Below are 12,132 nucleotides of genomic sequence, written 5' to 3' on the forward strand. Positions count from 1 at the left end.
GCCGGATGAATCGATTCGAGGGCAAAGTCGCTGTCGTCACCGGCGGCGCCATGGGCATCGGGGCCGCCACCGTGCAGCGCCTCGCGAACGAGGGCGCGGTCGTGTACCTCGCCGACATCGACGGCGAAGCCGGAGCTCGCGTCGTCGCCGAGACCGAGGGCACCGTCCACTTCGCCCACTGCGACGTCGCGGCGTCGGCGCACTGGAACGACCTCGCCGCGCGCGTGATGGACGAGCAGGGGCACGTCGACACCCTCGTGTCGAACGCGTACACGCTCCGCTTCGGCGCGGCCCACGAACTGCCCGAGGCCGACTGGGGCCTCGTGCTCGACGTGACCCTCAAGGCCACCTACCTCGGCGTCGCCTCGCTCGCCCAACCCCTCACGGCCGCATGCGGTTCGGTCGTCGCCGTCTCCTCGGTCCACGCGCACGCGTCCATGCCCGGGTTCACCGCCTACGCCGCCGCCAAAGGCGGCCTCAGCGCGCTGGTGCGCCAGCTCGCCGTCGAATACGCCCCCGCCGTGCGCGTCAACGCCGTCGCGCCCGGCCCCATCCGCACCCGGCAATGGGACCCCGTACCCCCCGCGGGGCAGGCCGAAGAGGCCGGGCGGACGCTCGCCGGGCGACTCGGAAGGCCCGAAGAGGTCGCCGCCGCGATCGCCTTCCTCGCCTCCGACGAGGCGGGCTACATCACCGGGGCCGAACTCCCCGTCGACGGCGGCCGTCTCGTCAGACTCGCCTGACGCTCAAGCTCCACAAGAGATAGAGGTTCCCTTGAACATCGCCAGAATCGAGACCTTCTTCGTCCGGCCCCGGTGGCTCTTCGTCCGCATCGAAACCGACGACGGCCTCGTCGGCTGGGGCGAACCGATCGTCGAGGGCCGCGCCGAAGCGGTCGCCGGCGTCGTCGAAGCGCTCGCGGACCGGCTCATCGGCGCCGACGCCTCGCGCATCGAGGACCACTGGCAGGTCATGACCAAGGGCGGCTTCTACCGCGGCGGACCCGTGCTCTCCAGCGCCGTCGCGGGGATCGACCAGGCCCTGTGGGACCTCAAGGGCAAGGCCCTCGGCGTGCCCGTGTACGAACTCCTCGGCGGCGCCGTGCGCGACAAGGCCCGCGTGTACACCTGGATCGGCGGGGACTCCGCCCAAGCCCTCGCCGAAGACGCCCTGCGCGCCAAGGCGAACGGCTTCGACGCCGTCAAATGCAACGGCTCGGCCCAGCTCGGGCCGATCGAGACCGCCGCACAAGTGCACCGGATCGTCGACCAGTTCACGGAACTGCGCTCGGCGGTGGGCGACGACTTCGACTTCGCGATCGACTTCCACGGCCGCTTCTCGACCGCCATGGCCCGCCGCGTACTGCCCCTGCTGGAGCCGCTGTTCCCCCTGTTCGTCGAGGAGACGGTGCTGCCGGAGTTCTCGCGCGACCTGGCACGGGTCACCGCGGGCACGTCGATCCCGATCGCCACCGGCGAGCGGCTCTACTCCCGCTGGGACTACCGCGACGTCCTCTCCACCGGCATCGCGGTCGCGCAGCCCGACCTCTCCCACGCGGGCGGCATCTCCGAGGTCCGCCGCATCGCGGCCATGGCCGAGGCCTACGACGTCGCGCTGGCCCCGCACTGCCCGCTGGGGCCGATCGCGCTCGCGGCGAGCCTGCAGGTGGACTTCGCGTCGCCGAACTTCCTCATCCAGGAGCAGAGCCTCGGCATCCACTACAACGAGGGCAACGATCTCCTCGACTACCTGGTCGACCCGGCGGTCTTCGCGTTCACGGACGGCTACGTGCAGCGTCCGACCGGTCCCGGCCTGGGCATCGACATCGACGAGGCGGCGGTCCGCAAGGCCGCCGAGGACCCCCACCGCTGGCGCAACGAGATCTGGCGCCTCAAGGACGGTTCGTTCGCCGAGTGGTGAGAACACGGCGGTAGGACGGTGACGGAAGGCAAGGCGTGGCGCAGTGCGTCACGCCTTGTTCACGTTTCAGATTCTTTACCGCATGACACCACTTGCCGTATGATCGGCCCGTTATCGTCCACTTGGGCCGCCCCACGGCCCCGACCCCGTGACCCCCGATCCCCATCCCCCCATCAGCCGCCGGGGCCTCCCCTCCCCCGGCCCTCGCTGTCAGGAGACAGTGTGTCCAATTTCAGAAGAAGGATGACCCTGCTGCTCGCCGCACTCGTCGCGGCGATGGCGGGAGTCATCGCCGCGGCCTCACCGGCGCAAGCGGCGACCTACGGCCCGTACACCGCCAAGGTCAACATCGATGCGCGCGGGTCCATGGACCCCAACGACCGCACCGCCACCGACTGGTACACCGCCGGTCAAGGCGTCTACATCCAGTGCCAGGACTGGGGCATGGCCGCCGGCGGCTCCACCCTGTGGGACTACACCGCCGCGAACTGGTGGATCCCCGACGCCTACTTGACCACGGGCCACAGCGGCCGCGTCCCGGGCGTGCCGCTGTGCTCAGACCTCGGCATCGACGGAACCCCCGCGGGCGTCGGCTTCAGCGCCGGCCCGTACAAGGCGAGCACCGCGATCGACGGTCGCGGGTCGATGGACCCGGACGACCGGGTGAAGACCGACGCCTACCTGAGCGGCGCCAACCTGTACGTCAAGTGCCAGGACTACGGCCTGAGCGCCGGCGGGTCCACGCTGTGGATCTACACCACCGACGGGTACTGGGTGCCCGACGCGTACGTCACCACCGGGACCTCCGGCATGATCGACGGCGCGCCGCGCTGCATCTCGATCGGCATCAACGGCACCCCGTCCGGCACGGGCGCGAACTCCGGGCCGTACCCGGTGAAGTTCGCCCTCGACGGGCGCGGCAGCCCCGACCCGGACGACCGCGTGCGCGTCGACGCCTATCCCGACGGTTCATCGCTGTACATCCGCTGCCAGGACACCGGCGTCAGCACCGGCGGCTCGACCCTGTGGGACTACACGACCGACGGGTACTGGGTGCCCGACGCGTACGTCACCACCGGCATCGACGGCCGGATCTCCGGCGTGCCGCTGTGCTCCTCGATCGGGATCGGCGGCGGCTCCGGCGGCGGCTCCGGGACGCAGTTCAAGATCCGCACGAACCTGAACGGCTACTACGAGAAGTCGCTGTCGTCGGGGAACGTCTGGGACAAGTACACCGAGGGCTCGTACGTCACGATCATGTGCCAGGCCTACGGCGAGGTGAACTACGGCGGCTCGGCGATCTGGGACCTCACCAGCGACGGCCTGTGGATCCCGGACTACTACGTCGTCACGGGGTCGTCCTCGATGGTCATGACCTCCTGCGACGGCGACAGCCCCTCGGGGAGCGGGAACCGCTTCCTGGTCAAGGAGACCCTCAACGGGTACAACGGCAAGAGCCTGACGAGCACCTACGTGCTCGACAAGTACCCGGCGGGATCCTATGTGACCATCACCTGCCAGGCCTACGGCGAGTTCAACTACGGCGGCTACGCGGTGTGGGACTACACGTCGGACGGTCTGTGGATCGCCGACTACTACGTCTCGACCGGCTCCACCGACATCATCATGAACCGGTGCGACTCCGATCCGAAACCCAGCGGAGGCTCGGGCAACCCGACGGTGCCGTCGAACCCGGCGACCGGGTCGGTCCCCACTTCCGAAGTGCGCGACCGCATCGTCAACGCCGCGTATTCGCAGCTGGGGACCCAGGAATGGGGCGACAACTGCAACCCTTACGGCAACGGCGGCGTCAAATGCGGCGACCCGTGGTGCTCGATGTTCGCGTCCTGGACCTGGCAGCAGGCCGGGATCGACGTGTACTTCCCGTACTCGGGCACGTTCGAGACCTGGGGCAAGAACCGCGGGTTGATGACCTCGAAGTCGAACATCGAACCAGGCGACGTGGTCATCTACGGCACGAGCTACTACGACTCCGACCACATCGGCGTCGTCGTGGACGTGGACCCGGTGACCGGGAACATCACCACCATCGAGGGGAACTACGGGAACAAGGTCACGATGGTGACCAACATGGACCCGCACAACCCGGGTCCGGTCCACAGCTACAACAACATCTACGCCGTGGTCTCGCCGGTCGCCGACGCGAACACGAACTGGACCAGCGGCTCTTCGCTCGTCGACGAGTCGGACTTCGGCAACGCCTCCGACAACGACATCTGCACCGGCGTCAAGTCGGCCTCCGGGATGCAGTACCAGCTGTGCCTCGAAGGCTGGGTCACCACGCCTTCGTCGACCTACGGCGCCTACAACAACACGCGGTACCGGGGACGCCTGTCGGTCGTCTACGACGACAATTCGAGCAGCCCCTCGCACGGCGCCGTGCAAGCGGCGGTGGACTTGTACGTCCCGGGGAACGGCTGGGGTGACGGCAGATGCGTGTCCTCGCTGCTGGCCGACGGGAAGCGGCGCGACTGCTATACGGAATGGCTCGACGTGGCCGACCGGGGCGCGAGCGTCCTCGACGCCACCGTCACGATCAACGGCGAGGACCAGAACGAGCTGCGCGTGACCGGCCTGCCGATGGTCGGGTACCGGCAGGAGACCTCGACCTACTGCGGTCCCGCGACCGTGAAGTCCGCGGCGATGACCATGCGGGCCAGCAGCGCCCCCAGCCAGTCGTCGATCGCCGACCAGATGAAGACCGACACCTACGGGTTCACCTACCCGGGGGACATGGCCTCGGGCTGGAACGCGTTCGTGCCGACCGGGCTGGGGTACTCGTTCTACGACTGGTACTCGGCATCGACCTCGGGCACCTCGATGGAGCTCCAGGTCGAGCGGATCAGGGAGCACCTGGACAACGGTCAGCCGTCCTCGACACTGGTCCAGTACGGGTACCTGCCGTGGGGCGATCCCACGGCGGACACCTCGGTGCGCCACTACATGATGATCTACGGCTACTCGGCGAGCTATAACGCGTCGGGCACCAACACCAACTGGCCCGTGACCGCGTTCCAGGTCTGGGACTCGGCCAGCGCCAAGACGTACACGATCACCGTCGACGACCTGATCTACGCCTCGCAGACGGCTGCGGGCGTAGGCGGCTTCGACGTCATCGCGCCGAACGGATAAAGGGCACGACCGAAGGGGAGGGGGCTCCCGCCGCGGCCGCGGCGGGAGCCCCGCCTGCCTCCGGCCACCGTCGCGGACGCGTGCGCAGCGGCGATTGCGTACGGTCACTAGCATGGGACACAACGGGATCCGCCTCGACCCAAGGAGGACCCATGTCCCTTCCTGCTTCACCCCCTTACGAGATGCCCGGCAAGACCAGGGCCGCGGTGATCATCCTGTGGATCGGCGCGGCGCTCGGCGCCGTCCTCGGCCTCATCGCGATGAGGGCGCTTGGCTCCGTCAGCGGCCCCGATACGGCGATCGTCACGCTCCTCTTCGCACTGGTGCTCGGCGGCGCGCTGCTCAACGCGGTCTGCGCGATCGCGATCCAGAAACGCCAGAACTGGGCGCGGATCACGGCGATCGTGCTGTGCGCGATCGGGGTCGCGGGACAGGCCGTCAACCTGCTCACCGGCGACGCCTCCGCGGTGATCGGCTTGGGGCTCAACATCGTCATCATCGTCCTGCTCGTCTCCTGGGAGTCGAAGCAGTGGTGCGGCGCCGCGTAGCCGACCGGCGCTCGAACGGGCCCTGCCGTGATGCGGCGGGGCCGCATCGGTGTGCCGGACCTGCTTTCAGGGCCGCAGAAGCGGTGCGCCGCCAGGTGCAGAACATGTGAAAAGGCCCCCGCCGCTGAGCGGCAAGGGCCTTCGTGGTCGCAATGCGGTTACTCGAAGCCGCCGAAGTCGCCTCCGCCGAAGTCCCCGCCGAAATCGCCGCCTCCGAAATCGCCGCCGGCGTCTCCGGCGTCCCCGCCGTCGGCGCCGTCGGCGCCCGCGTCACCGGCATCGCCGCCGGTCTCGTCGCCGCTGTAGTCGCCGCCTTCGATCGCGCCCATCGCATAGGCGGGGGCGATCATCGCGTCGAAGACCATCATGCCGACGAACACGCCGGCCGCGCCCGCGAGCGCGGGCTGCCACCAGGGCGTGTTGTACCAGCCGGCGGGTACGGGACGGCCGTCGACGCGGCCGCCCGGGTAGTAGTGGCGGTTCTCGTCGCTCGGGTCGGGGGAGCCGGTGTAGGTGCGGCCCTCGACCTCGGCGCTGACGGACTCGGTGAGCGCGCCGGTGCGGCGCTTGCCGACCAGCGACGGCACCTCGGGCCCGGGGTCGATGCCCATCGCGGTGCGGGCGGCCCGCACGTAGAGCAGGCCTTCGATGGAGGTCTCGGCGACGAGCCGGTACTGGTTGATCGTGCGCGCCGATTCGAGCTGGGAGCCCGCGGCCGTGTAGCGCTCGCCGGCGTCGGCGAGGGCCTGGCCCGCGGGGAGGTTGTCGCCCGGGGCGACGAGGTTCATGGTCTGGCCGCCGAGGCGCTCGTAGAGGCGCCTCGCCTCGGCTTCGGCGTCCGCGAGTTCGGCTTGCGCTCGCTTCTTATTGGACTGCACCACGAAGAAGATGACGAGGATCGCGACTACCAGCAGGGTCAACCACAGCTCCATGCACCGACTGTACCCGGGCGTCCCCGCCTAGACTGGCCCGTATGACGTGGGTCCTATTGGCGGTGGTGTGCCTGGCGGCGGGCGGTTTCGGCGGCTGGTTCGCGGGCCGGTCGCGGCAGGCGGCCGAGTTGGCGGCGGCCACGGCGCGCCTCGAGGCCGCGTCGGACAACGAGCAGCGGCTCGAGTCGACGTTGAAAGCGGTCGCGTACGAGGCGACGGACCACTCGCGGCAGGCCGTGGGCCAGGTGCTCGCGCCGATCGCGGAGACGCTGGCGCGCTATGAGTCGCGGCTCGGCGACGTGGAGCGCGCCCGGGTGGACGCGTACGCGCAGTTGCGGATCCAGCTCTCGGGAGTCGCGGAGACCTCGGAGGATCTGCGGGAGCAGACCGGGCGGCTGCTGGGGGCGCTGCGGTCGCCGCAGGTGCGCGGTCAGTGGGGCGAGGTGCAGCTGCGGCGGATCGTGGAAGCGGCAGGAATGGTCGAGCACTGCGACTTCTCCGAGCAGCAAGCGGGGCTCGTCGACGGGCGCGGTGTACGTCCCGACCTGGTGGTGCGCCTCTCGGGCGGCCGGACGCTCGTCGTGGACGCGAAGGCGCCGCTCCAGTCCTATCTGCAGGCCTTGGAGTCAGAGGACGAGGCGGGCCGGGACCAGCTCCTGCGGGTGCACGCGAAGCACCTTCGGCGGCATGTGGAGTCCTTGGCGGGCAAGGAGTACTGGCGGGCGTTCGAGGACACGCCGGAGATGGTGGTGCTGTTCGTGCCCGCCGACTCATTTCTGGACGCGGCGCTGCGGGGCGATCCCGCGCTCCTGGAGGACGCGTTCGCACGCGGTGTGGTGATCGCCTCGCCCGCGACGCTGATGGCGCTGCTGCGGACGGTGGCGCACACGTGGCGGCAGGAGGCTTTGGCGTTGCACGCCAAGGAGGTGCACAAGCTCGGCCGCGAGCTGCACGAAAGGTTGGGTGCGGTCGCCGGTCACTTCTCCCGCCTCGGCTCGTCGCTGGAGGCGGCGGTCGGTTCGTACAACGCGGCGGTCGCGAGCGTCGAGTCGCGGCTGCTGGTGACCGCGAGGCGTTTCAGCGAGCTGGAGGTCGCGGGCGGCCCGCCGGAGTCCCCGGCCCCGGTGATCACGCCTACGCGGAAGCCGAGTTGGGACGCGTCCGAGGACGTGCGCCCCTAGCCCGATGCCCCCGGGCAGTTCCCCGCCCTCCCAGGGGGGCGTCCCCTGCACAAGCGTGACGCGCGGGTCCGACAGAACACCGCCGTTCTTACCGTCGTAAGGAACGTTGTCACCCGAAAGGGGTCACCGCCTAGATGCGACCGGCGGCCTTGAGGTCCTTGGCGAGTTCGCGCGGGAGGGAGAAGGCGATCTTCTCGGTCACCGGCTCGAACTCCTCCACGCTCGTGAAACCGCGCTCGGCCAGGTGGGCGAGCACGTCCTGCACCAGGTTGTCGGGCACCGACGCGCCGGAAGACAAGCCCACAGTGGACGCTCCCTCGAGCCAGGCCTCGTCGATCTCGTGCGCGAAGTCGATCAGGTGCCCGGTCTTCGCGCCGTGCTGCACGGCGACCTCGACCAGACGCACCGAGTTCGAGGAGTTCTTCGAACCGACCACGAGCATGACGTCGCAATCGGCCGCGATGTCCTTGACCACCTGCTGACGATTCTGGGTCGCGTAGCAGATGTCGTCGCTCGGCGGGTTCTGGAGCATCGGCAGGCGCTTCTTGAGCCGGTCGACCGTCTCCATGGTCTCGTCCACCGAAAGCGTGGTCTGCGAGAGCCACACCACCTTCTCGGGGTCGCGGATCGTGATCCCGTCGACCGAATCCGGCCCGTCGACGAGCTGGATGTGCTCGGGGGCCTCACCGGAGGTGCCGATCACCTCCTCGTGACCGTCATGGCCGATCAGCAGGATGTCGAAATCCTCCTCCGCGTACCGCCGCGCCTCCTTGTGCACCTTGGTCACGAGAGGACAGGTCGCGTCGATCGCCTTCAAACCGCGCTCGGCGGCCTGGTCGTGCACCTCGGGTGCCACGCCGTGCGCCGAGAAGACCACCACCGACCCCGGCGGCACCTCCTCGTTCTCCTCCACGAAGACCGCGCCCTTGCCGGCGAGCGTCTCCACGACATGCCGGTTGTGCACGATCTCCTTGCGCACGTAAACCGGAGCGCCGTAGAGCTCCAGCGCCTTCTCGACGGTCACCACGGCCCGGTCCACACCCGCGCAGTACCCGCGCGGCTTGGCCAACAACACTCGCTTCGGGTCTGCCACGCCTCGATGGTATCCGGCCGCCCGGTTTCGTCACACCCTGCAGTTAGTCTGGCCATGTGACCGACGCAGCGAGCAGCGCCACCGGCAGCACCTCCGACCGCAGTTCCTCTGCGCAACCGGGCCCCGCCACCGGCCCGGGCGCGCCGATGAGCGCCGAGAACCCGTGGCCCCTGCGGGTCGTCTCGAAGAAGATCGGCGACTGGCTCGCGCGCCTCGGCGAAGTCTGGACTGAGGGCCAGATCACCGAGATCAGCCACCGCGGCCGCACTGTCTACCTGACCCTCCGCGACCCGTCCGCCGAGGTCTCGATGCGGGTCGTCGACTTCACCGGGGCCGTCGCCGCCTGCGACCCGCCGCTGCGGGACGGCGCGCAAGTCGTGATCCGCGCCCAGGCCCAATGGTGGGACAAGAACGGCTCGCTCTCGCTGCATGTGCGCGAGATCCGGCAGGTCGGCCTCGGCGAGCTCCTCGCCCGCCTCGAACGCCTGAAGAAGCTGCTCGCCGCCGAGGGCCTGTTCGCGGCCGAACGCAAGCAGCCGCTCCCGTTCCTGCCGTACCGGATCGGGCTCATCACCGGCCGCGCCTCCGACGCGATGCGCGACGTGCTGAAGAACGCCCAGGCCCGCCTGCCGTCCGCGGACTTCGAGGTCCGCGAGGTCGCCGTCCAGGGCCCGCGCGCGGTCACCGAGGTGTGCGCGGCGCTGGCCGAACTCGACCGGGACCCCGACATCGAGGTCATCGTGATCGCCCGCGGCGGCGGTTCGATGGAGGACCTGCTGCCGTTCTCGGACGAGACGCTGTGCCGGGCGGTCGCCGAGGCGGTGACGCCCGTGGTCTCCGCGATCGGGCACGAACCGGACACGCCGATCCTCGACTACGTGGCCGACTGGCGCGCCTCGACCCCCACCGAGGCCGGGAAGAAGGTCGTCCCCGACCTCGCAGAGGAGCAGCGCGGCCTGAACATCTGCCGCACGCGGCTCCGGCAGGCGCTGAACGCGATGCTGACCCACCAGTCGGACGCCTTGGCGGCGATGCGCGCCCGGCCGGTGCTGGCGCGGCCGGAGACGATGCTCGAGATGCGGAGCGAAGCGGTCGCGAACCTGGCGCACCGTATGCGTTCGAGGGTGGATTCGCGCCTCGAACGGTCGACCGACGAGCTGGAGCACCTGCGGGCCCGGCTGCGCGCGCTGTCGCCGCAGTCCACACTCGACCGGGGCTACGCGATCGTCACCGACACCGAGTCGGGGGCGGTGCTGCGGGAGGCCGCGGCGGCCGGAGAGGCCATCGAAGTGCGGCTGGCGGCGGGATCGCTGCGGGCCGCGGTCGTGCGCACAAGGGAGGACGGGTAGTGAGCGAAGAACAGCTGACCTACGAAGAGGCGCGGGCCGAGCTCGTGGCCACGGTCGAACGGCTCGAGGCGGGCGGGGCCACGCTCGAGGAGTCGCTGCGGCTCTGGGAACGCGGCGAGAAGCTCGCCGACCTGTGCCAGTCGCACCTCGAGGGCGCGAGGGCGCGGCTCAAGGCCCGAACGGAGCCCGAAGCCGAGGACGACGAAGACTAAGCGCCCGTGGCTTCGGCCACGCCTTCGGCGAGCTCCGGGAGCTCGCCGGCGCCGTCCGCTTCGGCACTGAGCACGAAGGTCTCGCCGCCGATCTCGGCCACCCAGGTCTTGCTCTCACCCGATTCGTATGCGGCCCATTCGATCCCGGCCGCCTCGACCGGGGTGCCGGCGCCGGTCAGGTCCTCGTTGACGTCGGCGGCCGTGCCGTTCGTCTCGGAAAGCTGGAGGCCATGGCCCTCGGGCGAGTAGTAGCCGGTCCGGAGCACCACCTGCTCGCCGTCGACGGCGAGGTCGGTCGAGATCGCCTTCCACTCCCCGGAGAGCTCCGGCTCGATCGCCGCCAGGCCGAGGCTCGCCGCCGTCGAGTGGTTCTCGGTCGTGTCGACCACGCTCACCTGCCGGTCCGAGGCCACCCACTGCCAACCGACGTAGAACAGGCCGATCGGCACCAGCAGCACCGCCATCGACATCGCCATGTCGCGCATCCGCCGCTGCTTCGGGCGCGCCGACTTGGCCGCGTCGGCGTTCGCGACGGCTTCATCGACGGCGTCGTTCTCGGCTCCGCCCGCAGCCGCAGCCGCTACGGCGCCGTCTTCAACCTCGGCTTCGACCTTGACCTGTTCGGTGGACATGCCTCCATCCTGAACGACCGCCGCTCCGCCAGGCGCACCACCCCGCCCCGGCGTGGCGCACCAGGCCCCCGCGTGCAACCCGGACGCGCCTCCCACCGCGACGCGAATCCGACTTCCGAGCCGTCCGCGCTCTGCAATACCCTCTCCGCAGCGGCAACCGCGCCCGATGGAAGGAGCTCCCTTTGATCCTCGTGGCAGGCGAGAACATCATCGACCTCGTCCCGGCCCCCGGCGGCCAGCTTCGCCCGACCTGCGGCGGCGGCCCCGCGAACACCGCCGTCTCGCTCGCCCGGCGCGGCATCCCGACCGCGCTCGTCGGGGCGGTCGGCGGCGACCACTTCGGCCGCCAGATCTGGCGCCGCCACATCGCCGCGGGCGTGCGCCGCGAGTGGCTGCTCCGCACCGACCTGCCCTCCACCCTCGGCCTCGCGATCGTCCACGAGGACGGCAGCGCCGAGCACGACTACTGGACGACCGGAGCCGCGGACTTCGCCTGGGAGGGCCGTGCCCTGCCCGGGCTCGACCCGGCCCAGATCGACCTCGTCCACTTCGGGTCCCTCGCCGCCTACATCGAGCCCTCCGCCCGCGCCATCGAGCACTGGGTGAACCGCGCCCGTCGCGCCGTCCCGATCTCGTTCGACCCGAACATCCGCCTCAGCGCCATGGGCGACCAGGCGAAGGTGGTCGAACGCACCGAGCGCCTGGTCGGCCTGTCCAACCTCGTCCGGGTCTCAGAACGCGACCTCGCCCGCCTCTACCCGGGCACCGCCGTCGACGAGATCGCCCGCAAATGGCTCGAAGCGGGCCCTGACCTGGTGGTCGTGACCCTCGGCGACGCCGGGTCCGTGGCGTTCCACCACAACCACGTCACCGAGATGGCGGCCGTACCCGTGGACGTCGTGGATCGCGTGGGCGCGGGCGACGCGTTCACCTCGGGCCTGCTCGGCTGGCTCACCTCCGCGGGCTGGATGCGTCTCGACCGTCTCCCGGCCTGGGGCAACCCGGCCGTGGTCGGCGCGGCCCTGCGCTACGCGAGCCAGGTCGCCGCCCAGGCCTGCACCGTCCCCGGCGCGCCGTGACGCCCGTCGTTCACTGAGGTGAAACACGCCCCG

The 12,132-nt window shown here is 70.2% G+C and carries 11 protein-coding genes; 8 read left to right on the forward strand and 3 right to left on the reverse strand.

Annotated elements, in window-relative coordinates; translation table 11 throughout:
• Window positions 1–5: 5 nt before the first annotated feature.
• From JHY01_RS21590 to JHY01_RS21605, 4 genes are all read left to right on the forward strand, one after another.
• Complete coding sequence (locus tag JHY01_RS21590; RefSeq protein WP_205327769.1) at window positions 6–743, forward strand: SDR family NAD(P)-dependent oxidoreductase; 738 nt, start codon at window positions 6–8, stop codon at window positions 741–743.
• 31 nt (window positions 744–774) lie between these two features.
• Entirely contained in the window at window positions 775–1,920 is a 1,146-nt protein-coding gene (gene dgoD / locus JHY01_RS21595; protein ID WP_205327770.1) for a galactonate dehydratase, read from the forward strand.
• A 243-nt stretch (window positions 1,921–2,163) separates the two neighbouring features.
• Window positions 2,164–5,073 (forward strand): C39 family peptidase, encoded by a 2,910-nt coding sequence (locus tag JHY01_RS21600; protein ID WP_205327771.1) that lies wholly within the window; start codon window positions 2,164–2,166, stop codon window positions 5,071–5,073.
• Between the two features lie 152 nt (window positions 5,074–5,225).
• Window positions 5,226–5,621, forward strand: coding sequence for a hypothetical protein (locus JHY01_RS21605; protein WP_205327772.1), 396 nt, complete (start codon window positions 5,226–5,228; stop codon window positions 5,619–5,621).
• A 158-nt stretch (window positions 5,622–5,779) separates the two neighbouring features.
• On the opposite strand, the gene JHY01_RS21610 is transcribed toward JHY01_RS21605, so the two are convergent.
• A complete protein-coding gene (locus JHY01_RS21610; protein WP_205327773.1) occupies window positions 5,780–6,553 on the reverse strand; it encodes a hypothetical protein in 774 nt (257 codons plus the stop codon).
• Window positions 6,554–6,594: 41 nt separating this feature from the next.
• Between JHY01_RS21610 and JHY01_RS21615 the strand changes: the two genes are divergently transcribed.
• Window positions 6,595–7,734: a DNA recombination protein RmuC gene (locus tag JHY01_RS21615; protein ID WP_205327774.1), complete on the forward strand. Its 1,140-nt coding sequence runs from the start codon at window positions 6,595–6,597 to the stop codon at window positions 7,732–7,734.
• A 130-nt stretch (window positions 7,735–7,864) separates the two neighbouring features.
• On the opposite strand, the gene JHY01_RS21620 is transcribed toward JHY01_RS21615, so the two are convergent.
• The gene (locus JHY01_RS21620) at window positions 7,865–8,827 is read right to left on the reverse strand and encodes a 4-hydroxy-3-methylbut-2-enyl diphosphate reductase (protein WP_205327775.1); all 963 of its coding nucleotides are present in this window, start codon (window positions 8,825–8,827) and stop codon (window positions 7,865–7,867) included.
• Between the two features lie 146 nt (window positions 8,828–8,973).
• Between JHY01_RS21620 and xseA the strand changes: the two genes are divergently transcribed.
• Both xseA and JHY01_RS21630 read left to right on the forward strand, forming a co-directional pair.
• Window positions 8,974–10,176 carry an exodeoxyribonuclease VII large subunit gene (gene xseA, locus JHY01_RS21625; protein ID WP_205327825.1) on the forward strand — a complete coding sequence of 401 codons (1,203 nt, stop codon included), beginning with the start codon at window positions 8,974–8,976 and terminating at the stop codon, window positions 10,174–10,176.
• Window positions 10,176–10,388: an exodeoxyribonuclease VII small subunit gene (locus tag JHY01_RS21630; RefSeq protein ID WP_205327776.1), complete on the forward strand. Its 213-nt coding sequence runs from the start codon at window positions 10,176–10,178 to the stop codon at window positions 10,386–10,388. Before xseA ends, JHY01_RS21630 begins: the two co-directional genes overlap by 1 nt.
• Here the strand turns inward: JHY01_RS21630 and JHY01_RS21635 are convergent.
• Window positions 10,385–11,020 carry a DUF4245 family protein gene (locus tag JHY01_RS21635; RefSeq protein ID WP_205327777.1) on the reverse strand — a complete coding sequence of 212 codons (636 nt, stop codon included), beginning with the start codon at window positions 11,018–11,020 and terminating at the stop codon, window positions 10,385–10,387. The two genes, JHY01_RS21630 and JHY01_RS21635, sit on opposite strands and share 4 nt — an antisense overlap.
• A gap of 191 nt (window positions 11,021–11,211) precedes the next feature.
• Here JHY01_RS21635 and JHY01_RS21640 point away from each other — a divergent pair, with 191 nt between their 5' ends.
• On the forward strand, window positions 11,212–12,099 hold the full coding sequence (locus JHY01_RS21640) for a carbohydrate kinase (RefSeq protein WP_307814526.1): 888 nt from the start codon (window positions 11,212–11,214) through the stop codon (window positions 12,097–12,099).
• The last annotated feature ends 33 nt before the right edge of the window (window positions 12,100–12,132 follow it).

The sequence above is a fragment of the Glycomyces sp. YM15 genome, from assembly GCF_016918015.1.
Lineage (GTDB): Bacteria > Actinomycetota > Actinomycetes > Mycobacteriales > Micromonosporaceae > Glycomyces.